Source organism: Nonomuraea sp. bgisy101 (genome assembly GCF_057708945.1).
On sequence record NZ_JBYITD010000042.1, the window covers coordinates 1 to 21,611 of the forward strand.

Annotated in this window: 24 protein-coding genes and 1 riboswitch; of the genes, 11 read left to right on the forward strand and 13 right to left on the reverse strand. The window is 70.7% G+C overall.

Going from position 1 to position 21,611, the window contains the following annotated elements:
• Window positions 1-81: 81 nt before the first annotated feature.
• Window positions 82-1,206, reverse strand: coding sequence for an ATP-dependent DNA ligase (locus tag AC3EO4_RS47480; protein WP_379573996.1), 1,125 nt, complete (start codon window positions 1,204-1,206; stop codon window positions 82-84).
• Window positions 1,207-1,211: 5 nt separating this feature from the next.
• The gene (locus tag AC3EO4_RS47485; protein WP_431902621.1) at window positions 1,212-1,931 is read right to left on the reverse strand and encodes a pyrimidine reductase family protein; all 720 of its coding nucleotides are present in this window, start codon (window positions 1,929-1,931) and stop codon (window positions 1,212-1,214) included.
• A gap of 130 nt (window positions 1,932-2,061) precedes the next feature.
• On the opposite strand from AC3EO4_RS47485, the gene AC3EO4_RS47490 reads away from it, so the two are divergent.
• A complete protein-coding gene (locus tag AC3EO4_RS47490; RefSeq protein ID WP_431902622.1) occupies window positions 2,062-2,460 on the forward strand; it encodes a hypothetical protein in 399 nt (132 codons plus the stop codon).
• Here the strand turns inward: AC3EO4_RS47490 and AC3EO4_RS47495 are convergent.
• The gene (locus AC3EO4_RS47495) at window positions 2,453-3,340 is read right to left on the reverse strand and encodes a LysR family transcriptional regulator (RefSeq protein WP_431902624.1); all 888 of its coding nucleotides are present in this window, start codon (window positions 3,338-3,340) and stop codon (window positions 2,453-2,455) included. The two genes, AC3EO4_RS47490 and AC3EO4_RS47495, sit on opposite strands and share 8 nt — an antisense overlap.
• Before the next feature lie 73 nt (window positions 3,341-3,413).
• Between AC3EO4_RS47495 and AC3EO4_RS47500 the strand changes: the two genes are divergently transcribed.
• Window positions 3,414-3,797 (forward strand): RidA family protein, encoded by a 384-nt coding sequence (locus tag AC3EO4_RS47500; RefSeq protein ID WP_379574000.1) that lies wholly within the window; start codon window positions 3,414-3,416, stop codon window positions 3,795-3,797.
• Here AC3EO4_RS47500 and glgX read toward each other — a convergent pair.
• The 4 genes from glgX to AC3EO4_RS47520 all read right to left on the reverse strand — a co-directional run bounded on the left by glgX (window position 3,794) and on the right by AC3EO4_RS47520 (window position 8,737).
• Window positions 3,794-5,935: a glycogen debranching protein GlgX gene (glgX, locus tag AC3EO4_RS47505; protein WP_431902626.1), complete on the reverse strand. Its 2,142-nt coding sequence runs from the start codon at window positions 5,933-5,935 to the stop codon at window positions 3,794-3,796. The two genes, AC3EO4_RS47500 and glgX, sit on opposite strands and share 4 nt — an antisense overlap.
• 175 nt (window positions 5,936-6,110) lie before the next feature.
• Entirely contained in the window at window positions 6,111-6,539 is a 429-nt protein-coding gene (locus AC3EO4_RS47510; protein ID WP_379574003.1) for an OsmC family protein, read from the reverse strand.
• A 100-nt stretch (window positions 6,540-6,639) separates the two neighbouring features.
• Window positions 6,640-7,167: a hypothetical protein gene (locus AC3EO4_RS47515; protein WP_379574004.1), complete on the reverse strand. Its 528-nt coding sequence runs from the start codon at window positions 7,165-7,167 to the stop codon at window positions 6,640-6,642.
• A 163-nt stretch (window positions 7,168-7,330) separates the two neighbouring features.
• Window positions 7,331-8,737, reverse strand: coding sequence for an ankyrin repeat domain-containing protein (locus AC3EO4_RS47520; protein ID WP_431902629.1), 1,407 nt, complete (start codon window positions 8,735-8,737; stop codon window positions 7,331-7,333).
• Between the two features lie 95 nt (window positions 8,738-8,832).
• Here AC3EO4_RS47520 and AC3EO4_RS47525 point away from each other — a divergent pair, with 95 nt between their 5' ends.
• On the forward strand, window positions 8,833-9,492 hold the full coding sequence (locus tag AC3EO4_RS47525) for a DUF1707 SHOCT-like domain-containing protein (protein ID WP_431902630.1): 660 nt from the start codon (window positions 8,833-8,835) through the stop codon (window positions 9,490-9,492).
• 85 nt (window positions 9,493-9,577) lie between these two features.
• On the opposite strand, the gene AC3EO4_RS47530 is transcribed toward AC3EO4_RS47525, so the two are convergent.
• From AC3EO4_RS47530 to AC3EO4_RS47550, 5 genes are all read right to left on the reverse strand, one after another.
• Window positions 9,578-10,384: a sirohydrochlorin chelatase gene (locus AC3EO4_RS47530; protein ID WP_431902631.1), complete on the reverse strand. Its 807-nt coding sequence runs from the start codon at window positions 10,382-10,384 to the stop codon at window positions 9,578-9,580.
• Window positions 10,366-11,094 (reverse strand): phosphoadenylyl-sulfate reductase, encoded by a 729-nt coding sequence (locus tag AC3EO4_RS47535; protein WP_379574008.1) that lies wholly within the window; start codon window positions 11,092-11,094, stop codon window positions 10,366-10,368. Before AC3EO4_RS47535 ends, AC3EO4_RS47530 begins: the two co-directional genes overlap by 19 nt.
• A 64-nt stretch (window positions 11,095-11,158) precedes the next feature.
• Window positions 11,159-11,302 (reverse strand): Insertion element protein, encoded by a 144-nt coding sequence (locus AC3EO4_RS47540; RefSeq protein ID WP_185077756.1) that lies wholly within the window; start codon window positions 11,300-11,302, stop codon window positions 11,159-11,161.
• Window positions 11,299-12,972: a nitrite/sulfite reductase gene (locus AC3EO4_RS47545; RefSeq protein WP_379574009.1), complete on the reverse strand. Its 1,674-nt coding sequence runs from the start codon at window positions 12,970-12,972 to the stop codon at window positions 11,299-11,301. Before AC3EO4_RS47545 ends, AC3EO4_RS47540 begins: the two co-directional genes overlap by 4 nt.
• A 114-nt stretch (window positions 12,973-13,086) precedes the next feature.
• Window positions 13,087-13,200, reverse strand: coding sequence for a putative leader peptide (locus AC3EO4_RS47550; RefSeq protein WP_379574563.1), 114 nt, complete (start codon window positions 13,198-13,200; stop codon window positions 13,087-13,089).
• Window positions 13,201-13,372: 172 nt separating this feature from the next.
• Here AC3EO4_RS47550 and AC3EO4_RS47555 point away from each other — a divergent pair, with 172 nt between their 5' ends.
• From AC3EO4_RS47555 to glyA, 4 genes are all read left to right on the forward strand, one after another.
• Window positions 13,373-14,152, forward strand: coding sequence for a TIGR03084 family metal-binding protein (locus AC3EO4_RS47555; RefSeq protein WP_431902633.1), 780 nt, complete (start codon window positions 13,373-13,375; stop codon window positions 14,150-14,152).
• A 33-nt stretch (window positions 14,153-14,185) separates the two neighbouring features.
• Window positions 14,186-14,557, forward strand: a complete 372-nt coding sequence (locus tag AC3EO4_RS47560; RefSeq protein ID WP_379574011.1) for a YccF domain-containing protein — start codon at window positions 14,186-14,188, stop codon at window positions 14,555-14,557.
• Between the two features lie 67 nt (window positions 14,558-14,624).
• A complete protein-coding gene (locus AC3EO4_RS47565; protein WP_379574012.1) occupies window positions 14,625-15,581 on the forward strand; it encodes a YihY/virulence factor BrkB family protein in 957 nt (318 codons plus the stop codon).
• A 13-nt stretch (window positions 15,582-15,594) separates the two neighbouring features.
• Window positions 15,595-15,675: riboswitch (ZMP/ZTP riboswitch) on the forward strand.
• Window positions 15,676-15,700: 25 nt separating this feature from the next.
• A complete protein-coding gene (glyA, locus tag AC3EO4_RS47570; protein WP_379574013.1) occupies window positions 15,701-16,954 on the forward strand; it encodes a serine hydroxymethyltransferase in 1,254 nt (417 codons plus the stop codon).
• A 60-nt stretch (window positions 16,955-17,014) separates the two neighbouring features.
• Here glyA and AC3EO4_RS47575 read toward each other — a convergent pair whose 3' ends face one another.
• On the reverse strand, window positions 17,015-18,010 hold the full coding sequence (locus AC3EO4_RS47575) for a LacI family DNA-binding transcriptional regulator (RefSeq protein WP_431902635.1): 996 nt from the start codon (window positions 18,008-18,010) through the stop codon (window positions 17,015-17,017).
• 106 nt (window positions 18,011-18,116) lie between these two features.
• On the opposite strand from AC3EO4_RS47575, the gene AC3EO4_RS47580 reads away from it, so the two are divergent.
• The 4 genes from AC3EO4_RS47580 to AC3EO4_RS47595 are packed head-to-tail and all read left to right on the forward strand — an operon-like array spanning window position 18,117 to window position 21,536.
• Window positions 18,117-18,992 (forward strand): ABC transporter substrate-binding protein, encoded by an 876-nt coding sequence (locus AC3EO4_RS47580; RefSeq protein ID WP_431902637.1) that lies wholly within the window; start codon window positions 18,117-18,119, stop codon window positions 18,990-18,992.
• Entirely contained in the window at window positions 18,989-20,089 is a 1,101-nt protein-coding gene (locus AC3EO4_RS47585) for an amino acid ABC transporter permease (RefSeq protein ID WP_431902638.1), read from the forward strand. The genes AC3EO4_RS47580 and AC3EO4_RS47585 overlap by 4 nt, the downstream gene beginning before the upstream one ends.
• On the forward strand, window positions 20,089-20,832 hold the full coding sequence (locus tag AC3EO4_RS47590; protein ID WP_431902639.1) for an amino acid ABC transporter ATP-binding protein: 744 nt from the start codon (window positions 20,089-20,091) through the stop codon (window positions 20,830-20,832). Before AC3EO4_RS47585 ends, AC3EO4_RS47590 begins: the two co-directional genes overlap by 1 nt.
• On the forward strand, window positions 20,829-21,536 hold the full coding sequence (locus AC3EO4_RS47595; RefSeq protein WP_431902641.1) for a type 1 glutamine amidotransferase: 708 nt from the start codon (window positions 20,829-20,831) through the stop codon (window positions 21,534-21,536). Before AC3EO4_RS47590 ends, AC3EO4_RS47595 begins: the two co-directional genes overlap by 4 nt.
• Window positions 21,537-21,611: the final 75 nt, after the last annotated feature.

A 21,611-nucleotide genomic window follows, 5' to 3' on the forward strand; every position in this document is an offset into this window, starting at 1 on the left:
GCTCCCGACCCCCCCCCCCCGCGGCGCGCAGCTCATCGTCGTGGGGTGACGTCATAGGTCGAGATATAACGCATCTTCCGGTCAGCGGGCAAGAATGTCATCAAGGTTGTAGGAAATCGGCTTTTCAAGCTGGTCATAGGTGCACGATTCGGGCGTCCGATCGGGCCGCCACCGCCGGAAGTGCGCGGTGTGCCGGAACCTGTCGCCCTCCATGCTGTCGTAGGCCACCTCGATCACCAGCTCGGGCCTGAGCGGGATGAACGACAGGTCCTTCTTGGCGTTCCAGCGCGACACCGCCCCCGGCATCCGCTGGCCGCCGGTCGCCGGGGTCGCCGCGGGCAGCCCGGTCCGCAGCAGCGCCTGGTCGGCCCACTCGCCCCACGGGTGCTCGCCCAGCTGGGCGAGGTACGGCTTGAGCTCCTCGACCAGCTCGGCCCTGCGCGCCATCGGGAAGGACGCGGCGACGCCGACGTGGTGGAGCCTGCCGTCGGAGCCGTACAGACCGAGCAGCAGCGACCCCACGATCGGCCCCGTCTTGTGCTCGCGGTAGCCCGCGATCACCACGTCGGCGGTGCGCTCGTGCTTGACCTTGAACATCGTCCGCTTGTCCGGGACGTACGGCTGGTCGCCGGGCTTGACGATGATGCCGTCGAGCCCCGCCCCCTCGAACATCTCGAACCACTCGGCCGCCCGCTCGTCGCTGTCGGTCACGGGGGTGAGCCTGATGGAGCCGCCCGCCTCGGGGAAGAGCCCCTCGAGCCGGGCCCGCCGCTCGGCGAACGGCGTCTCCATCAGCGATTCGGACCCCAGCGCCAGCAGGTCGAAGGCGACGAACGAGGCGGGGGTCTGCTCGGAGAGCATCTTCACCCTGGAGGCGGCCGGATGGATGCGCTGCTGCAGCGCCTCGAAGTCGAGCTCCTGTCCTCTGCGCAGCACGATCTCGCCGTCCACCACACACTTGTCGGGCAGCTCGGCCTTGACCGCCTCGACCAGCTCGGGGAAGTAGCGTGTGAAGGGCCGCTCGTTGCGGCTGCCGAGGAAGACCTCGTCGCCGTCGCGGAAGATGATGCAGCGGAAGCCGTCCCACTTCGGCTCGTAGAACAGCGAGCCGTCCTGCTTGGGCATGCCCTTGACCGCCTTGGCCAGCATCGGCGCCACCGGCGGCAGCACCGGAAGGTCAAGCTGGAGCTCGAGCTCGTCGTCCATGGTTGCTACTCCCTGATGTATCTGCAGAAGAGGAAGCCCTCCTCCTCCAGCACGTGCGCCAGGCTCAGGCCGATCTGGGCCGCCTCGCCGTTCAGGACGCGCGCCGCGCCGCCGCCGATCAGCATCGGGCTCACCGACAGGCACAGCTCGTCGATCAGGCCTGCGGCGGCGAGCTGGCCGTTGAGCCGCGGGCCGCCCTCGCACAGGATCCGGTCGAGCCCCCTTTCGCGCAGCGCCTCGATCGCCAGGCCGAGCTCGACCCTGTCGTCGCCCGCCACGATCACGTCGGCGCGCTCGGCCGCCTCTGCGCGGCGATCCAGCGGCGCCGCCGCGCACGTGATCACGATCGTCCGCGCGTAGGGCTCGGCGTCGGTGAACAGCGGGCTGCCCAGGTCGAGGTCGAGGCGCCGGGTCACCACGGCGATGGGCGGCGCGGCGGGGCGGCCCTCGCGCAGCGGCCCCCACGACTCCCGCGGCTTGGCGGGGCCGTACCCCTCGGTCCTGACGGTGGCGGCGCCCGCCATGACGACGTCGGACAGGCCGCGCAGGACTCCGAAGATCCGCCGGTCGCCCTTGCTGGACAGGCCCCCTGACAGGCCCTTGACCCAGGTGCCGCCGTCGGCGCTGGCGACCATGTTGACCCGCAGCCATGGCCGCCGCTCGGGGTAGGCGTAGGCCTGGGGGATGTCGGGATCGTCTGCTGTGTCGGGATGGATGCGACGCACTCCTCTACCTTGGCACACGCCACCGACGATCCGGGGTGAGGGGCGTTATACGCAGTTTGATGTATCCGAAGACGTACGTGGCCGTTTGTGCATAGCGTGGCGGCAGGGATGGGGACACAGGGGAGGCCGGGTGGATCTCGTCACGGTCGCGGCATGGGTGCTCAACGCTCTGATCGGCTTCTATCTGCTGTACCTGTGGCTGTCGGGCGGCGGCCTGCGACAACAGGCGACGAAGGTCACCCGCTTCCCCGCGACGTTGATCTTCTCTCATCCCGTGCTGGCCGTCTCCGCGCTGGCATGCTGGGTGGGGCACCTGGTGACCGGGCAGCGGCTGCTGGCCTGGCTGGCCTTCGCCGTGCTGGCGGTCTCCGCGCTCCTGGGATTCACGATGTTCACCCGGTGGCTCGGCGCCGGACGCCACGCGAAGGGGGCCGAGCAGCGCTTTCCGCTGCTGGCCGTACTGGCCCACGGGGTGGTGGGCGTGACCACGTTCGTCCTGGTGCTGCTGGCCGCCTCGTCGATCAGCTGAGCGCCTTCCCGACGGCGACGGCCAGGCGGGCGAAGGCGCTCACCAGCGGGTCGCCGGTGCCGCGCCGCCAGGCCAGCGCCACCGTCGTCGTCGGCGCGCCCTTCAGCGGCCGGTAGACCACACCGGCGGGCCGTACCGCGCCCACCCCCGCGGGGGCGAGGCTCACGCCGAGACCGGCCGCGACCAGACCGGCCACCGTCTGCCACTCCACCGCCCGCTGCGTCACCCTCGGCTCGAACCCCGCCGCCCTGGCCGGCGCCAGCAGCCTGTCGTGGAAGCCCGCGCCGTGCTCGCGGGGGAAGAACACGAACGGCTCGCCCGCCAGGTCGGCCACCTCGACCCGTCGCCGCGACGCGAGGCGGTGGGCCGACGGCAGCACCGCGACCACCTCCTCGGCCAGCAGCGGGACCACCTCCAGCCCCTCAGCCTCCTCCGTCTCGCGCAGCAGTCCGACGTCGATCTCCTCCCCGCGCAGCGCCTGGAGCTGCCGGGAGGTCGTCAGCTCCCGCATCTCCACCCGCACCCCCGGTCGCTCCCGCGCGAAAGCGGCGATCACGACGGTCAGCGCGAGCGAGGCGGCGAACCCGACGCGCAGCCGTCCCGCCTCGCCGCGGCCCGCCCGCCTGGCCGCCTCCAGCCCGCCCGCCACCTCCTCGAGCGCCAGCCTCGCGGCCGGCAGCAGCCGCGCGCCCGCGGCCGTCAGCTCGCGAGCCGCCCGGTCGAACAGCGGATGTCCCACCCGCTCCTCCAGCCGCCTGATCTGCTGGCTGAAGGGCGGCTGCGCGACGCCGAGGCGCTCGGCGGCCCTGCCGAAGTGCAGCTCCTCGGCCAGCACCAGGAAGGCGTGCAGTTGCCTGAGATCCAGCTCGGGGCGTTCCATATCTCAAGAGATATCAGGGTGACCTGTGCGACGTCTTGGACATATCGCCCGCCGTCCTGTGAGGATGCACGCCATGACAGCACGCACGCTCATCTCCAGCGACTCGACGTTCGAGCACGCCATCGGCTACTCCCGCGCGGTCGTCGAGGACGGCTGGGTCTTCGTCTCCGGCACCACCGGCTTCGACTACCGGACGATGACCATCTCCGACGACGTGGCCGAGCAGGCCGCCCAGTGCCTGCGCAACATCGGCGAGGCCCTCGACAGGGCCGGCGCGTCACTGGCCGACGTCGTCAGGGTCACCTACATGCTGCCGGAACCGGCAGACTTCGAGCCCTGCTGGCCGGTGCTCCGCCAGGCCTTCGACAAGGTACGGCCGGCCGCCACGATGATCGGCTGCCGCCTCGCCGACCCGCGCATGCGCATCGAGATCGAGGTCACCGCCCGGCTGCGCTAGAGGCTCGCCTGCTGGGGAGCCCGCATCGGGTGGCGGAGCACCTGGATGCTGCGCGCCGTGACCGCCACCACCGAGCCGGGCGACCACCGGTCGTCGGAGTAGAACTCCTCGCCCTGCCCCTCGTCGTTGGTGTCGAGCACGGTGATCCACGAGTCGGCGAACTCCTCACCGGGCAGCGTGAACGCCATGTCCTCGTGATGGGCGTTGATCAGCAGCAGGAACGAGTCGTCCACGATGCGCTCGCCGCGCGGTCCCGGCTCGGTGATGGCCTCGCCGTTGAGATAGACGCCCATCGACTTGGCGTACCCGGTGTGCCAGTCGCCGGCCGTCATCTCCGCGCCGGCCGGGGTGAGCCAGACCAGGTCCCGCTTGCCGTCGTCCGGTGTGCGGCCGCGGAAGAAGCGGCGGCGCTGGAAGACCGGATGCTCGCGGCGCAGCCTCGACAGCGAGCGGACGAAGTCGAGCAGGTTCTCCTCGGTGTGGGCCATCGACCAGTCGACCCAGGAGATCTCGTTGTCCTGGCAGTAGGCGTTGTTGTTGCCGCGCTGCGTGCGACCCAGCTCGTCGCCGTGGGAGAGCATGGGCACGCCCTGCGACAGGAAGAGCGTGGTCAGGAAGTTGCGTCGCTGGCGGTGGCGCAACCGTACGATCTCGGGGTCCTCGACGGGGCCCTCGACGCCGCAGTTCCACGAGCGGTTGTCGTCGGTGCCGTCGCGGTTGTCCTCGCCGTTCTCCTCGTTGTGCTTGCGGTTGTAGGAGACCAGGTCACTGAGGGTGAAGCCGTCGTGGCAGGTCACGAAGTTGATGGAGGCCACGGGGCGGCGGCCGGAGGAGGCGTACAGGTCGGCGGAGCCGGCCAGGCGGGAGGCGAACTCGGGCAGCGCCGACCCGGTGCCGCGCCAGAAGTCGCGCACCGAGTCGCGGTACTTGCCGTTCCACTCCGTCCACAAGGGCGGGAAGTTGCCCACCTGGTAGCCGCCGGGGCCGACGTCCCACGGCTCGGCGATCAGCTTGACCTGGGAGATCACCGGGTCCTGCTGGATGAGGTCGAAGAAGGCGCTCAGCCGGTCGACGTCGTGCAGCTCGCGGGCCAGCGCGGCGGCCAGGTCGAAGCGGAACCCGTCGACGTGCATGTCGAGCACCCAGTAGCGCAGGGAGTCCATGATGAGCTGCAGCGCGTGCGGTGAGCGCACGTTGAGACTGTTGCCGCAGCCGGTGTAGTCGAGGTAGTAGCGCCTGTCGCCGTCGTGCAGGCGGTAGTAGGCGCTGTTGTCGATCCCCCGGAAGCCGAGGGTCGGACCCATGTGGTCACCCTCGGCGGTGTGGTTGTAGACGACGTCGAGGATCACCTCGATACCCGCCTCGTGCAGCGCCTTCACCATCGCCTTGAACTCGAGCACCTGCTCGCCGCGCTGGCCGGCGCTGGAGTAGGCGCCGTGCGGGGCCAGGTAGGCCATCGTGTTGTAGCCCCAGTAGTTGGTCAGCCCGCGGGCCACGAGGAAGTGCTCGGGCACGAAGTGGTGCACGGGCATCAGCTCGACCGCGGTGACGCCGAGCGAGAGCAGATGGTCGATGACCGCGGGGTGCCCGATGCCCGCGTAGGTGCCGCGCTGCTCCTCGGGGACGGCGGGGTGCCGCATGGTCAGCCCGCGCACGTGGGCCTCGTAGATCACCGTCTGGTGGTACGGCGTGTGCGGCGGCCGGTCGTTGCCCCATTCGAAGAACGGGTTGATGACCACGTTCTTCGGCATGTAGGGGGCGCTGTCGACGGTGTTGACCTTGGAGGGGTCGGTGAAGTGGTAGGGGAAGACCGCCTCGTTCCAGCGCAGCTCGCCCTCGATCGCCTTGGCGTAGGGGTCGAGCAACAGCTTGGCGGGGTTGGCGCGGTAGCCGTGCGACGGGTCGTAGGGGCCGTGGACGCGATAGCCGTACCGCTGGCCTGGTGCGATGCCCGGCAGGTAGCCGTGCCAGACGAAGCCGTCGACCTCGGGCAGGTCGAGGCGCTCCTCGTTGCCGTCGTCGTCAAACAGGCACAGCTCGACCCGCTCGGCGACCTCGGAGAACACCGCGAAGCTGGTGCCAACGCCGTCCCAGGTGCCGCCGAGTGGATAGGGCTCGCCCGGCCAGACCTCTCGCATGTGGCCCAATTGTCGCACGTGTCCGCCTTTCCGTCGCTATGGCGACGACACGAACCAACCTGGAGCCCCCGCTCCAGGAGTGCCGTCGCCGTTCCGCTCGGGGGATCGGGACGATCCCCGCGCTCCGAACCCCGCGCCCGAGCGGCGGCGCGGGGTCGACGTCGACAGGAAGACGTCAGCCGAGCAGTTCGGCGTTGAGCGAGATGGTGGTGCCGGCCAGCGCCTTGCTCACCGGGCAGTTGGCCTTCGCCGTCTCGGCGGCCTCCTGGAACTGCTCGGGGGTGATGCCGGGCACCTGCGCGCGCACGGTGAGCACGATGCCCGTGATGCCCTCGCCCGGCTGGAACGTCACGTCGGCCTTGGTCTCCACCGTCTGCGGCGGGGTGCCCGCCTGCGCGAGCCCGTGGGACAGGGCCATCGAGAAGCACGAGGAGTGCGCGGCCGCGATGAGCTCCTCGGGAGAGGTCTTGCCGTTGGCCGCCTCGGCCCTCGACGGCCAGGAGACGTCGAAAGTACCGACGCCGGAGGTGTCGAGCGAGACCTGGCCAGAACCGTCGAGCAGGGCGCCCTTCCACTGCGTGGTGGCGGTACGAGTGGTCGCCATGGCGATGTCCTTTCGCTGGAAAGCCCCAACATATCCCGCTGGTGTCCGATGATCGTCCGCACCCGGCGAGGTCGGCGTGGGCGCGGCGCGCGGGGAACGGTCAGGCGCAGCCGCGCGAGGCCCGCGCGCGCAGACAGGCCCAGCCGAGCCCGCCGACCGGGCCGCGCGCGCCCCGCCGCAGCGTGTCGGCGCTGCCGGTGTCGGGCCCGTAGACCTTCACGGTCGCCCCGTCGCGGGTGCCGCGCAGCAGCAGGTCGCCCGTGTGGTTGTTGTGCGCCGAGCCGAACCGGCCGGCGCGCAGCTCGACCCACCTGTCCTTGCCGCTGAGCACCCACTGGGTGCCCTGGTAGCGCGAGCGCGCCCAGAAGCAGGCCACGCCCGAGTCGCAGTCGCCGAGCCCGTCGAAGCTCTCGCATGACGCGGGGAACACGTTGACGCTCAGCGCGCCGTCGTCGTAGGCGACGGTGTTGGAGTCGACCCTGGTGCCGCCGGGATGGCGGGCCAGCTGCGCCGCGAGCGCCCTGTCGCTGTCGACCGCACACTGGTCGGGCGGCGCCGACGCGTGGCCCGCGGGGGCCGGCAGGCAGGTGACGAGCAGCGCGGTCGCCGCGGCGAGTCGGATGCGCACACACGATCCTTACGTCGAGTGACAGGTGGCCACCGGAACGTTAGCGCGCGATCGCTCTCCGTGACATCCGCTCGGAAAAACTCGCGTGCCGTGACTCCACGACGCCCCGGCGCACCGCTCCGAGGCGTGGGGAAGTCGCGGCACGCGTCATCTGCCCGCGCGCTCAGCCCTCCAGGGTCCTGCGCGCCTCGTCGGCGACCTCGCGGGCGTAGTCGTCGTCGCTTCCCGCCAGCACCCGCTCGATCCCCGCCCTGGCCCTGTCGTCCTTGCGCAGCGCGAGCCCGCGGGCCGCCTCCGCCACGGTGTGCAGGTCGCCGTCGTCCAGCCTGGCCGCGAGCGCCTCGCGGATCTCCGGGGTGTCGGCGTCGAGATTGGCGATGCCGGTGGTCGCCCAGTCGCGGACCTCCTCCTCGTCGTCTCTCGACATCTCCACCAGCAGGGCGAGCCCCTCGCCCCAGAGGTCGCGTTCGCCGCCGCCCTCCGCCTCGGCGCGCAGCAGTCCCGGATCGCCCGGCAGCACGTCGGCCAGCGCGATCGCGTCCGTCATCGTCCGCCTGTGCTCGGGACGGCCGATGATGTCGAGCACCTGGGGCAGCGCCCTGTGATCGCCTTGGTGGCCGAGCGCGGCCAGCACCGAGCGCAGCACCTGCGGGTTGCCCTCGGTCGTGGCCATCTTGCGCAGCAGGGGCAGCGTGCGCTCCAGGTACGGCTTGTCGCCCTCCTCGGTGATCCCGTACTGGGCGATGGCGTCCACGCCGAACTCGCGCTCCCTGGCGTCCTCGCTGACGCACAACCTGGACAGCGCCTCGTAGGTCTCCTCGTCGGCGCGCTTGCCGAGGGTGTCGGCGACGATCCACCAGGTCTCGGCGTCCTCGTCGGTGTCGCGGTGCGCCAGCGCCCTGGCGACGAGCTGCTCGACGGGGGTGTAGACGCCGTCGGCCTCCTCCAGGAGCGTGGCGATCGCCGCGTGGCCGCGCTGCGCCTGGATCTGCTCGCGCTGCTCGCCGTCGGGCGACTGTCCCGCCACCGTGACCAGTTCGGTGCCGTCCTTGGCGTACTGCCGGGCGACGACGTACTCCCATCCCTCCTGCCCGATCTGGTCGAGCAGCGCACTCTCCAGGTGAACGCCCACCCAGTCGACCGCGATGTCCAGCGGGGTGTCGCCGTCGGCGTCGAACTTCTCGATGTCGGCGCCCGCCTCCAGCAGCACCCGCACCACGCCGAGCGCGCCACGCCGCGCGGCCAGCGTCAGCGGCGTGTCACCGTCGTCGTTGGCCGCGTCGACCTCCGCGCCCGCCTCGATGAGCGCCTGGGCGGTCTCGGCGTGGCCGTTGGCCGCCGCCCACGCCAGCGCCCGCCAGCCGCCGCCCTCCTGGCCGTTGACGTCGGCGCCCCCGGCCAGCAGCGCCCCGGCCACGGCCACCCGGTCCCACGCGGCCGCCGCGCACAGCGGGAGTCCCTCCTCCTCGCCCTGGCTCACCACGTTCGGGTCGGCCCCGGCCGCCAGCAGCTGGTCCACGGTCTCCAGGTCGCCGTTCAACGCCGCCCGGTAGAGCTGTTCCTCATGCATGACAGGACCCTAGCGTCTCCGCTCCGGGGGACGGCTCCAGCGGCACGGGGATGTCGGTCCTCCGCAAGTATGACAAAACGCGATATGTTGCGACTATGAGTGATCCGGGCGGACTGCGTGCTTCAGACGTCGAGCGGGAGGCCGTCGTCGAGCGGCTGCGGGTGGCCTCGGTCGAGGGCAGGCTGACGCTGGTCGAGCTGACCGACAGGACGGAGGCCGCCTACAAGGCGACCACGCACGCCGAGCTGGCCCTGATCACCCAGGACCTGCCCGCCGAGGGCACGATGGCGCCCGCACCCTCCGAGGCGCCGTCGCGCAGGCGGCGCTGGTTCGTGGCGATCATGGGTGACACCAAGCGCCGCGGCAAGTGGCGGGTCGACCAGGAGCTCGGCGCGGTGGCGGTGATGGGCGACGTCGTGCTCGACCTGCGCGAGGCGGAGGTCCGCACGAACGCCATCGACGTCACCGCGGTCTCCGTCATGGGCGACGTCAAGATCATCGTCCCCGACGGCGTCGACGTGGACCTCGATGGCGTGGCCGTCATGGGCGACAAGAAGGTCGACGTGCTGGAGGCCGCGCCCGGCATGAACGTCCCCGTGGTGCGGGTGCACGCCTACGCCTTCATGGGAGACGTGAAGGTCATCGGCGACTCGCGGGCCAAGCCGATCAAGCGCGGGTGGGCGGCGTGGCGCGAGCACCTCGGGCTCACCCACGAGCAGATGTGGAGCGAGCAGCGGCGGCTGGGCCGCGACTGACGCCCGGCACGGCGCCTCCGCCGCGCCGGATCAGGGCCAGATCGGGGCCGGATCAGCGCCGGATCAGGTTCGCGTCAGGCCCCCATCACGCCGAGGCCATGACGGTCTCGGCCGCCAGAGCGAGCTCGTAGCGTTCCAGCAGCACCTCGACCAGCTCGGGCGCGGGGCCGAGCACGTCCGCGACGACGTCGGCACCTGAGCTCTGCCGTACCTTGTCGGCGAAGAACCCGGGAGCCAGCAGGTACGGCGCGACGGCGACCCGCGGCGCTCCCGCGGCGCGCAGGGCCGCGACCGCCTCGGCCGGGGTGGGCCCCGCGGCGGAGGCGTAGGCGGGCGCCACGGCCCACCAGCCCGCCCGCTCGCCCCACGACCGCGCGAGGTCGGCGACGACGGCGTTGGCGCGGGCGTCGCTCGAACCCGCGGAGACGAGCACGACGGCCGTGTCGCGGGCGCCGGGAGCGACCCCCGCCTCGGCCATGCGGCGCTCGAGCGCGTCCAGCAGCAGCGGGTGAGGGCCGAGCGTCGTGCCGTAGCGCATGCGCAGGCGCGCGTCACGGGCGCGCGCCTCGGCGAGCGCGGCGGGCAGGTCCACCCTGCTGTGATAGGCCTCGGTCAGCAGCAGCGGCAGCACGACCGCCTCGCGCAACCCGTGCAGCGCCTGAGCGAGTGTGGGCGGTCCGTGGTCGAGGAAGGCCGAGCGGACGGGCAGCCAGGGACGGGCCTGCCTGACCCGCTCGAGCAGCGCCTCCACGGTCGCGGCGGCGCGCGGGTCTCGCGACCCGTGCGCCACCGCGACCAACGGGATCGCGCCCCTGCCAAGGCGCGCCCCCTCAGCCGCCGGATGCCGGCCGGCGGTGGCCACGGATGCGGACGTCAGAGGTGAATGCCGCATTCGGTCTTCCCCATGCCCGCCCAGCGGCCGCTGCGCGGGTCCTCGCCGTCGGCGACCTGGCGGGTGCAGGGAGCGCAGCCGATCGACGGGTAGTTGTCGTAGTGCAGCGGATTGATCAGGACGCCGTTGTCGGCCATGTAGTTGTCGACGTCGTCCTGCGTCCACCTGGCGATCGGGTTGACCTTGACCATCTGGCGCTTGGCGTCCCACTCCACGACCTTCGTGCCCGTGCGCGTGGGCGACTCGTCGCGGCGGATGCCGGAGATCCAGGCCAGGTACGGCTCGAGCGCCCTGTTCAACGGCTCGACCTTGCGCAGGTAGCAGCACAGGTCGGGGTTACGGCCGAACAGGCGGGGGCCGAGGTCGCGCTCCTGTTCCTCGACCGTCCGCGACGGCTGCACATTGATCACATTGACGTCATAGACCTGCTGGACCGCGTCACGGGTGCCGATCGTCTCGGCGAAGTGATACCCCGTGTCGATGAACAGGACGTCGACGCCCGGCTTCACCCTGCTCACCAGATCGATCAGCAGCGCGTCGCTCATGGAGGAGGTCAGGCACAACCGGTCGCCGAACGTCGCTGCCGCCCAGCGGATGATCTCCCTGGCGGGCGCGTCCTCCAGGAACACGGCGGCGGACTCGACAATGGACTGCAGGTCGAGCGTGCCGCGCTGTTCTCTTAACGTCACCTCGATGTCGACCAGCGTCATGAGGCCTCCTTCGTCGGCCCCATGACGAGCGTGCTGCGTCTACTGATGCCCTCACTGCGTTCGGTCATATCTTCACTCCGATCCCGAGAAACTTCAGCTTGAAGGCGCGGGCGCACGCCCTGCAGTACCAGCCGCCGTCGCCCTCGTACGGCTCCAGGTCCTCGTCACCGCAGTAGGGGCAGTGGAAGGGGACCGCGCGTTCGCTCATTTGAGGTCCCCCTCGTCTGCTCGCTGGACCCAGTCGGAGAACGACTCGCCGTCCTTCTTCTGGTCCTCGAAGTGGGTCAGGACCCGCTCCACGTAGTCGGGCAGCTCCTCGGCCGTGGTCTTCAGGCCACGGACCTTGCGGCCGAAACCGGGGTTGACGCCGAGCGACCCGCCCAGGTGGATCTGGAAGCCCTCGACCTGCTCGCCCTGGTCGTTGACGACCAGCTGGCCCTTCAGGCCGATGTCGGCGACCTGGATGCGGGCGCAGGAGTTCGGGCAGCCGTTGACGTTGATGGTCAGCGGCTCGGCGAAGGTCGGCAGCCGCTTCTCCAGCTCGTCGATCAGGTGCGAGGCGGTGGCCTTGGTCTCGACGATCGCCAGCTTGCAGTACTCGATGCCGGTGCACGCCATCGTCTGGCGGCGGAAGGTGGAGGGGGTGACCTGCAGGTCGTTGGCCTCCAGCGCGGCCACGAGCGAGTCGACCTGGTCCGGCGCGACGTCGAGGATGACCATCTTCTGCTCGACGGTCGTGCGGACCCTGGCCGAGCCGTGCCGCTCGGCGAGATCGGCGATCACGTGGAGCGTGTCGCCGTCGAGCCGGCCGACCCGCGGCGCGAAGCCGACGTAGAAGTTGCCGTCGTTCTGCGGGTGGACGCCCACGTGGTCGCGGCGGCTGTCGCGCGGCTGCTCGGGCGCGGGCCCGTCGGGCAGGTCCTCCTTGAGGTACTCCGTCTGGAGCACGTCGCGGAACTTCTCCGCACCCCAGTCGTTGACCAGGAACTTGATCCTGGCCCTGTGCCTGAGCCTGCGGTAGCCGTAGTCGCGGAAGATGCCGATCACGCCGCCGTAGACGTCGGCCACCTGGTCGGGGCGGACGAACACGCCGATGCGCTTGCCGAACATCGGGTTGGTGGACAGGCCGCCGCCCACCCACAGGTCGTAGCCCTTCTCGCCCTGCTCGTTGACGACCCCGACGAAGGCCACGTCGTTGATCTCGTGCACCGTGCAGTGCGCGGGGCACCCGGAGATCGCCGTCTTGAACTTGCGGGGCAGGTTGGAGTAGGCCGGGTCGCCGATGAAGCGGTCGTGCACCTCGCGGATCTGCTCGGTGGCGTCGAGCAATTCCTCGGTGTCGATGCCGGCCAGCGGGCAGCCGAGGATCACGCGCGGCGTGTCGCCGCAGGCCTCGGTCGTCGACAGGCCGACCGCCTCCAGGCGCTCCCAGATGTCGGGCACCGACTCGATCTCGATCCAGTGGTACTGGATGTTCTGCCGGTCGGTGAGGTCGGCGGTGCCCCTGCCGTACAGGTTGGAGATGTCGGCGAGCACCCGCAGCTGCTCGAGGCTCAGCTGGCCCCCGTCGATGCGGACGCGCAGCATGAAGTAGCGGTCGTCCAGCTCCTCCGGCTCGAGGATGGCGGTCTTGCCGCCGTCGATGCCGGGCTTGCGCTGGGTGTACAGGCCGTACCACCGCATGCGTCCACGCAGGTCGGCCGGGTCGATGGAGTCGAAGCCACGCTTGGAGTAGATGTCGATGATGCGCTGGCGAACGTTCAGCCCGTCATCGTTCTTCTTGTTCTCCTCGTTCTTGTTCAGCGGCTCGCGATAACCGAGAGCCCACTGACCTTCGCCGCGCGGGCGCTTGTGATGCCGGCTGGCAGGGGTGGTCATAGCGCGTCCTTTGAGTCGTGGGCGCGCGCCAGCCTCCTCCTGCCTCATCGTCGAGTGCAGGGGAACCGGGGTGTGCGACGCGCGCGGTCGTTTCAGAGAGAAAACGGGGAAGAATTAGCGGGCGTCGCTACAGATGGCACTACGGACACGCTGAAGGTCGACGTGACGTCGCACGACGAGCATCGGGTCCGCTGGCATACCTCGAACCATACCTTGGCCGTCTGGCATGTCCAAGACCGGGTCCACACTCTGGACGATCTAGCCCTGCCTCGGCCAGTCGAGCTCCGACTCCTTGGGAGTCTCGCTGTTCTGATGCTGGCAGTCGCACCATGATCCGCCAGGGCACTCCTGGTGAAGTTTGTCCTTGCACTTCTCGCAAATCACCTCTTGATTATTCATCGTGGACTTCTATCCGGCCCTGCTCACCGACCTGCGCGCCGAGACCGCCGACCTGGAGTCGCTCCTGGACGGCGCCGACTGGGAACTCCCCACGCCCGCGCAGGGGTGGTCGGTCCGCGACCAGGTCAGCCACCTGGCGTGGTTCGACGAGGCGGCCGTCAGAGCCGTCACCGACCCCGGCTCCCTGCGAGCCGGGGTGACCGAGACCTTCGTCGACGACCTGGTGGCCGAGGCGCGCTCGCTGTCCGTCGCCGAGGTGCACGCGTGGTTCCGCGCGGCACGCGCCCGCATGCTCGACCTCTTCGCCACGCTCGATCCGCGGCAGCGCGTCCCCTGGTACGGCCCGCCCATGTCGGCCGCCTCCTTCGCCACCGCCAGGCTCATGGAGACATGGGCGCACGGGCAGGACGTCGCCGACGCGCTCGCCGTCGTCAGGACGCCCACCGCCAGGCTCAGGCACGTCGCCACGCTCGGCGTGCGCGCCATGCCGTACGGCTTCGCGGTCAGGGGCAGGCCCGCGCCCGCCGACCCCGTGCGGGTGGAGCTGACGATGCCGGACGGCACGCCGTGGACGGCCGGCGCCCCCGGGGCGGCGGACGTGGTCCGCGGGCCGATGCTCGACTTCTGCCTGCTGGTCACCCAGCGGCGGCACCTGCACGACCTGCGTCTGGAGGTTCAGGGCGAGACCGCGCGGGCGTGGACGGAGGTCGCGCAGGCGTTCGCTGGCCCGCCGGGGAAGGGCAGGGATCCCTCAGGGGCGATTCAGGGCAATTCCGGATGATCTCTTTAGATATGCGCTGACATGCTTTGAACTATGCGGACCATTCTGAACGTCATCTGGCTGGTTCTCGCCGGAGTGTGGCTGGCGATCGGATACGTGATCGCCGGCATCATCTGCTGCATCCTGATCGTCACGATCCCCTTCGGCATCGCCTCGTTCAGGATCGCCGCCTACGCGCTGTGGCCGTTCGGCAGAACCGTCGAGCGCGACCCCGACGCGGGCGCGCTGTCCACCATCGGCAACGTCATCTGGCTCGTCTTCGCAGGCTGGTGGCTCGCGATCGGCCACGTGCTCACCGCCATCCCGCTGTTCGTCTCGATCATCGGGATCCCGCTGGGCGTGGCCAACATCAAGATGATTCCGGTCTCGCTGCTCCCCCTCGGCGCGCGTATCGTCGAAACCTGACACGAGATCGGATTGTCACAGGTCATGCGGGGAAGTGACCGGTGACAGCGCATACCCTTTGGTTGCCATGACCTCCACCGACGCACCGCCTCGCGCCAAACGGCGCGGGCCGCGGCTCAGCATGAGCCGCGCGAGGGAGCGGCTCAGCTGGGTGCTGGACACCCGGTCGTGGGCCATCGTCCGCGCGTCCGTGGACGCCGGCGTCAACTACAGGGTCACCGGTCTCGCGGGCGAGGCCGCGTTCTTCGCCCTGCTGTCGCTCCCGCCGTTCGTGCTCGGTCTCATCGCCGTGCTGGCCCAGCTCAGCTCGGTGCTCGGGCCCGACACCGTCGAGACCGTACGGGTGGAGGTGGAGAAGCAGGCGCACTTCATCTTCACCAACAACGCCGTCGACCAGGTCATCAAGCCGCTGCTGAACGACGTGCTCAACAGCAACAACAAGGTGCCGCTGATCTCGGTCGGCTTCCTGCTCGCGCTCTGGTCGGGGTCGCGGGCCCTGTACGTCTACGTGGACCTCATCTCGGTGGCCTACGGCCTCGGCGAGGAGCGGGGCATCATCCGCACCAGGCTGATGTCCTTCGGCCTCTACGTCGTCTCCCTGCTCATCGGCGTCATCGTCATGCCGGTCATGCTGATCGGGCCCGACCTGCTCCGGGCCGCGATCAAGGACTACGCGGTGCTGGTCGACATCCTCTACTGGCCCGTCGTGATCATCGGCTCCGTGCTGTTCCTGACCATGCTCTACCACGTCAGCGTCCCCGTGCGGACCAAGTGGTACAGGGAACTGCCCGGCGCGGTGCTCGCCCTGTTCCTGTGGCTGCTGTGCGCCATGGTGCTGCGGGCGGTCTTCGCCTCGTGGTTCTCTCCCGTCTCGGTGTACGGCTCGCTCGCCGCGCCCATCGCCGTGCTGCTGTGGCTGTACATCACCGCGCTCGCCGTGCTCATCGGCGCCATCCTCAACGCCGAGGTCGACCGGCTGTGGCCGGGGGAGGGGGCGACGAGGGCCAGCCGTACGGCGGCCTGACATCCGATATCGTCTAGGACGTCGCGACTGGCGCATTAGGTGGTTGACCACCGGGGAGCGGAAGGGGCGAAGGCCGAGCGCCTGGGTCTTCGCACAATGTCAATGACGACAGGGGAGTCATGAGTTCTCTCGCCACGGTCGACCCGCAGCTCGCCGAGCTCATCAAGGCCGAGGAACGCCGCCAGGCCGACACCGTCAAGCTGATCGCGTCCGAGAACTACGTGTCCAAGGCGGTCCTCGAGGCCACCGGCACCGTTCTCACCAACAAGTACTCCGAGGGGTACGCGGGCAAGCGCTACTACGAGGGCCAGCAGGTCATCGACCAGATCGAGACCCTGGCGATCGACCGTGCCAAGTCGCTGTTCGGCGTCGGGCACGCCAACGTCCAGCCGTACTCGGGCTCGCCCGCCAACCTCGCCATCTACATGGCCTTCCTCAACCCGGGCGACACCGTCATGGGCATGGGCCTGCCGTTCGGCGGCCACCTGACCCACGGCTGGTCGGTCAGCGCCACCGGCAAGTGGTTCAACCCGGTCCGCTACGGCGTGCGCCAGGACACCGGCCGCATCGACCTCGACGAGGTCCGCGCGCTGGCCCTGGAGCACCGGCCCAAGCTGATCTTCTGCGGCGGCACCGCGATCCCGCGCACGATCGACTTCGAGGGCTTCGCCTCGATCGCCAAGGAGGTCGGCGCGGTCCTGGCCGCCGACATCGCGCACATCGCCGGCCTCGTGGCGGGCGGCGCGCACCCGTCGCCGGTGGGCCACGCGGACGTGATCTCCACGACCACGCACAAGACGCTGCGCGGTCCGCGCGGGGCGATGCTGATGGCCTCCGCCGACGAGCACGCCGCCGCGCTGAACAAGGCCGTCTTCCCCGGTCTGCAGGGCGGCCCGCACAACCACACCACCGCCGCGATCGCCGTCGCCCTGCACGAGGCGGCCCAGCCGTCCTTCCGCGAGTACGCCGCGCAGGTCGTCGCCAACGCCAAGGCGCTGGCCGAGGAGCTGTCGAGCCGCGGGTTCGACCTGGTCTCCGGCGGCACGGACAACCACCTGATCCTGCTCGACCTGACGCCCAAGGGCATCGGCGGCAAGCCGGCCGCCCAGGCCCTGGACAGGGCGGGCCTGGAGACCAACTACAACACGGTGCCGTTCGACACCCGCAAGCCGTTCGACCCGTCCGGCATCCGCATCGGCACGCCCTCGGTCACCTCGCGTGGCATGAAGGAGGCCGAGATGCGACAGATCGGCGCGTGGATGGACGAGGTCGTCACGGCGCTGGCCAAGGGCGACGCCGAGGACGTGATCACCCGCGTGCACCACGAGGTCTCCGAGCTGACCGCGCAGTTCCCCGCGCCCGGTCTCTCCTAGAGATCCACCCCGAGCCCCGTCGCACATGGTGCGGCGGGGCTTCGCCGTGCCCGTCCCCGCTCAGTCGCCGGTCGAGGCGCGGAACACCAGGCGGGTGGGGACGTGCAGCCGGCCCACCTCGTTTCCCGCGAGCAGGTCGATCAGCGCGCCCGCCGCGACCGCTCCCCGTGCGGCGGCCTCGAGACTGACCACGGTGAGCGGCACCTCCCAGTGCTTGTCCTCTGAGGTCTCGCACATCATCGTCACCCGCAGGTCGCCGGGGATGGACAGCCCGAGCCTCCTGGCCGCCGCGAGCAGCGCCTCGCCGTAGGTCTCGTTGAGGCCGTGGACCGCGTCGGGGCGGGCGGCGCCCGACAGGAGCCGCTGCGCGGCCACCTCGGGGACCTCGTCCGGCTGGAGCGCCTCGACGATGGGCGGGTTGCCCGTGGTCGCGCACCACTCGCGGTAGGCGGCGCCCGTGTCGAGCGTGTAGGAGTCGGCCTCGGTGCCGGTGAGCAGCGCGACGCGCCGCGATCCCGTGGCGCGCAGCCGGTCGAGCAGCGCGCGCAGTGCGTCCTCCGCGTCACTGTGGACGACGGGAACGCCGCCGTTCCCCGGGTCGAGCGGCGCGCCGTCGGCGACCACGGGGATGCCCCTGCGCAGGCAGTCGGCCAGGATCGCGTCGTTCGGCTCGGGATCCACCACGATCATGCCGTCCAGCGGGACTCGGCGGATCATCCCGGAACCGGGCGCCGCGGGAACGACGACCAGGGCGTGCTCGCGTTCGACGGCCAGCATGGTGGCGCCGCCGGTGAAGGCGGCGTAGTAGGGGCGGTAGGTGTGGCCCCAGTGCCGCGAGTCGAGATGCACGACGGGGACGCCGATCACGCCGACCCTGCCGGAGGCCAGACCGGCGGCGATCGGGTCGGGCTGGTAGCCGAGCTCCTGGGCGGCGGCCAGGACGATCGCCCTTGTCTTCTCGGAGACCCGGCCCTTGCCGCTGAGGGCGTGCGACACCGTGGTGATCGACAGCCCTGTGGCGGTGGCGACGTCGCGGATACCGGCGCGTGAGCTCATGGCTTGATCCTAACCACGATTGAGAAAACGTTTTGGCAACGCCCATTGACGTAGCCAAAGCGTTTTTGCAACCGTGACGTACCCCAGAACCACTCAGGAGTGCGCCATGACCAGAACCCGCTCCGGCCTCGCCGCCGTGGGCCTCGCCGCCCTGCTCCTCGCGGTAGGCTGCGGATCCTCCACCTCGAGCACCACCGAGTCCAGCGGCACCGGCTACGGCGCCTGCGCCGTGACCGGCAAGCGCGGCGAGTTCACACTCGCGACCGTGACGGACGACACGCTCACGGTGCAGGGGGACCTGCCCTCGAAGGGCTGGTGGAACGGCGACACGGTGGCCGACATCAAGGACGGTTTCGAGTACTGCATGGCCGCCACCATCGCCTACCGCGCGGGGCTGTCCAAGCTCGCCATCGAGAACGCGCCCTTCGACGCCCTGGTCGCCGGCCACACCAAGGACTTCGACCTGGCCCTGGCCGAGATCTCCATCACCGACGCCCGCAAGAAGGTGGTCACCTTCTCCGAGCCCTACTTCGCCTCCAACATCGGGGTGATGACCAAGAAGGGCGCGGCCGTGACCGGGGACAACCTGCGGACGCTGCGCCTCGGCGTCAAGCAGGGGACGACCGGCGCCGACTTCGTGGCCAACGTGCTCAAGCCCGAGCAGCAGCCCAAGGTCTTCCCCAACGACCCCGAGATGGCGGCCGCCGTCAAGGCGGGGCAGATCGACGCCGCGCTCCAGGACGTGGCCATCATGCTCGGCACCGCGGCCAACTCGCAGGGCGCGCTGACCGTGGTCGGCCAGTACTCGACGGGCGAGTCGTACGGCGCGCTCTACCCCAAGGGCTCGCCCAACGCGGACACCCTGAACGCGATCATCAAGCAGATGGAGGTCGACGGGACGTACGCCAGGCTGTCGGCCCAGTACCTGGCCAAGGTGTTCGGCGGCGACCCTGCCGCGGTCCCGATCTGGCAGGCGTCGTGACCACCGGGCACGCCCTCCTCGAGGGCGAGGCGGTCCCGCCCTCCCGCTCCCAGCCCCTTCCCGCTCCGGGACGCGGTTTCGCGCTGACCGGCCTGGCGGCGGCGGCGCTCGCGACGCTCGCGACCTGGGCGGTGGCGGCCGAGCTGGTCGCGACGGCCGCCTCCGGGCCCTGGCTCTGGGTGCTCGGCGCGGTCGCGGTCGCGGGCGCGCCGGCCGTCCTGGCCGTGTTCAGGCCCGCGTGGGACGCCTGGCGGGCCGCTCGGGCCTGCGCCGCCGCGCTGGCGGCTCCCGACGTCGTGGCCGCGCGCCGCCTGGCCGCGCGCGGCAGGGAGTCGGCCTGGACCGCGCTGGGCGCGGCGTTCGCCGTGCTGTGCGCGCTGGCCGTGGTCGTGTTCGTGCTCGCCAACGACGCCGCCGTCCAGAAGACCTTCCTCGACGGCCCGCTCATGTGGGCGAGTGTCCCTGACATCGCGCGCGCCTTCGCGACGAACCTGCTCATCGCCGTGGTCGCGCAGGTCCTGGTGCTCGTCTGGGCCCTCGTCCTGGCCCTGGCCAGGCTCGCGCCGGGACGGGCGGGACGGCCGATCAGGATGCTCGCGACCTTCTACATCGACGCGATCCGCGCCATCCCCGCGATCATCGTGATCTACCTGATCGGCTTCGGCCTCCCGCTGGCCCAGGTCCCGCTGCTGAGCGGGCTCGACCAGACGTGGTACGCGATCCTGGCCCTCACCGTGGTCTACGGCGCCTACGTCGCCGAGGTCTTCCGCGCCGGAATCGAGAGCATCCACCCCAGCCAGATCGCGGCCTCTCGATCGCTCGGCTTCTCCTACCTGGCCACCATGCGCCACGTGGTGGTGCCGCAGGCGACGCGCAGGGTGATTCCGCCGCTGCTGAACGACTTCATCAGCCTGCAGAAGGACACCGCGCTGGTGAACGTCATCGGCAGCATCGACGCCTTCAACCAGGCGAAGATCCTCGCCTCCAACAACTTCAACCTGTCGTCGGTCACGGTCGTGGCGGGGCTGTTCATCCTCATCACCATCCCGCAGGCGCGCCTCGTCGACCGGCTCGTCACCCGCGATCGGAGCAAGTGATGGCCTTCCTGGAGCTCGAAGGGCTGCGCAAGAGCTACGGCGGCCACGAGGTGCTCAAGGGCATCGACCTGTCCGTCGCGCGGCACGAGGTGATCTGCCTCATCGGCGCCTCGGGCAGCGGCAAGTCCACGCTGCTGCGCTGCGTCAACGCGCTGGAGTCCATCGACGCGGGCGCGGTCCGCCTGGACGGCGAGGTGGTGTCGGGTGCGGGTGTGGACGTGAACCTGCTGCGCAGGGACGTCGGCATGGTCTTCCAGAGCTACAACCTCTTCCCGCACATGAGCGTGCTGGACAACATCACGCTCGCGCCGGTCAGGCTCGGCGGGCTCCCACGGGACAGGGCCCGTGAGCGCGCGCTGGAGCTGCTGCGCAGGGTGGGGCTGGAGGAGCGGGCCGACGCCTACCCCGACCGGCTCTCCGGCGGCCAGCAGCAGCGGGTCGCGATCGTGCGGACCCTCGCCATGGGGCCCCGCGTGCTGCTGCTTGACGAGATCACCTCGGCGCTCGATCCCGAACTGGTCGCCGAGGTCCTCGGCATCGTCCGAGACCTGGCCGCCGAAGGGATGACCATGCTGCTGGCCACCCACGAGATGGGCTTCGCCCGCGAGGTGGCGAGCCGGGTCTGTTTCCTGCACCAAGGGTGCCTGCTGGAGCAGGGGCCACCCGAGCAGATCTTCACCGAACCACGCGAGGAGCGTACGCGGATGTTCCTGAAGTCCATCATCGAGGCGGGCCGCCTGTGATCCTCGGCATCCAGCACGAACACGGCACGGGCCCCGGCCTGATCGGGGAGCGGATCGAGGAGGCCGGGCTCAAGCTCGACCTGCGGCATCCCTACCAGGGAGAGCCGCTGCCCGCTGACCTGTCGGGTCACAGCGGCCTGATCGTCCTCGGCGGCACCCCCGGCGCCGGCGACGTCGCCCTCGCCCCGTGGCTGCCCGCGGTGGAGGAACTGCTGCGCGAGGCCGTCCGTGACGAGGTCCCGGTCCTCGGGGTCTGCCTGGGCGGCCAGCTGCTGGCCACAGCCTGCGGGGGTACGGTCACCGTCGCCCCCGCGGCCCAGGTCGGCCTGCACCCCCTCGGGCCCTATCCCGCGGCGTCGGACGACGAGCTGTTCGCCGGGTTCCCGGACGACGGGCGGGCCGTCCAGTGGCACTGGGACGAGATCACTACGCTGCCGCCCGGAGCCGTCCCGCTCCTGCGCGACGGCGCCTTCCCGCACCAGGCCTTCCGCCTGGGCCGCAGGGCCTGGGGGGTGCAGTTCCATCCCGAGGTGCTGCTCGGGTCGGCCTCGGAGTGGGCCTCAGGAGACTCGCCCCAGCTGGCGGCCCTCGGCCTGGACGTGCCCGCCATGCTCGGCCGCATCGCCGAGGCCGAACCGTCGCTGCGCGCCCTGTGGGGCGGGATCACCGACCGCTGGCTCGCTCTGGTTCGCGAACCGGCGTGACCGTCGCCCTCCCCCCGGAAGGCCGCCGCCCGCGAGGGCGCGACCTCATCTCCCGGCAAGGTCAGGTCCCCGCGG

Excerpts from the sequence above, each read along its gene's own strand:
- AC3EO4_RS47480 (WP_379573996.1), bottom strand. The coding sequence starts at position 1,206 with ATGGACGACGAGCTCGAGCTCCAGCTTGACCTTCCGGTGCTGCCGCCG.
- AC3EO4_RS47495 (WP_431902624.1), bottom strand. The coding sequence starts at position 3,340 with ATGGAACGCCCCGAGCTGGATCTCAGGCAACTGCACGCCTTCCTGGTG.
- AC3EO4_RS47500 (WP_379574000.1), top strand. The coding sequence starts at position 3,414 with ATGACAGCACGCACGCTCATCTCCAGCGACTCGACGTTCGAGCACGCC.
- glgX (WP_431902626.1), bottom strand. The coding sequence starts at position 5,935 with ATGCGAGAGGTCTGGCCGGGCGAGCCCTATCCACTCGGCGGCACCTGG.
- AC3EO4_RS47510 (WP_379574003.1), bottom strand. The coding sequence starts at position 6,539 with ATGGCGACCACTCGTACCGCCACCACGCAGTGGAAGGGCGCCCTGCTC.
- AC3EO4_RS47520 (WP_431902629.1), bottom strand. The coding sequence starts at position 8,737 with ATGCATGAGGAACAGCTCTACCGGGCGGCGTTGAACGGCGACCTGGAG.
- AC3EO4_RS47525 (WP_431902630.1), top strand. The coding sequence starts at position 8,833 with ATGAGTGATCCGGGCGGACTGCGTGCTTCAGACGTCGAGCGGGAGGCC.
- AC3EO4_RS47530 (WP_431902631.1), bottom strand. The coding sequence starts at position 10,384 with ATGCGGCATTCACCTCTGACGTCCGCATCCGTGGCCACCGCCGGCCGG.
- AC3EO4_RS47535 (WP_379574008.1), bottom strand. The coding sequence starts at position 11,094 with ATGACGCTGGTCGACATCGAGGTGACGTTAAGAGAACAGCGCGGCACG.
- AC3EO4_RS47540 (WP_185077756.1), bottom strand. The coding sequence starts at position 11,302 with ATGAGCGAACGCGCGGTCCCCTTCCACTGCCCCTACTGCGGTGACGAG.
- AC3EO4_RS47545 (WP_379574009.1), bottom strand. The coding sequence starts at position 12,972 with ATGACCACCCCTGCCAGCCGGCATCACAAGCGCCCGCGCGGCGAAGGT.
- AC3EO4_RS47550 (WP_379574563.1), bottom strand. The coding sequence starts at position 13,200 with ATGCCAGACGGCCAAGGTATGGTTCGAGGTATGCCAGCGGACCCGATG.
- AC3EO4_RS47560 (WP_379574011.1), top strand. The coding sequence starts at position 14,186 with ATGCGGACCATTCTGAACGTCATCTGGCTGGTTCTCGCCGGAGTGTGG.
- AC3EO4_RS47565 (WP_379574012.1), top strand. The coding sequence starts at position 14,625 with ATGACCTCCACCGACGCACCGCCTCGCGCCAAACGGCGCGGGCCGCGG.
- glyA (WP_379574013.1), top strand. The coding sequence starts at position 15,701 with ATGAGTTCTCTCGCCACGGTCGACCCGCAGCTCGCCGAGCTCATCAAG.
- AC3EO4_RS47575 (WP_431902635.1), bottom strand. The coding sequence starts at position 18,010 with ATGAGCTCACGCGCCGGTATCCGCGACGTCGCCACCGCCACAGGGCTG.
- AC3EO4_RS47580 (WP_431902637.1), top strand. The coding sequence starts at position 18,117 with ATGACCAGAACCCGCTCCGGCCTCGCCGCCGTGGGCCTCGCCGCCCTG.
- AC3EO4_RS47590 (WP_431902639.1), top strand. The coding sequence starts at position 20,089 with ATGGCCTTCCTGGAGCTCGAAGGGCTGCGCAAGAGCTACGGCGGCCAC.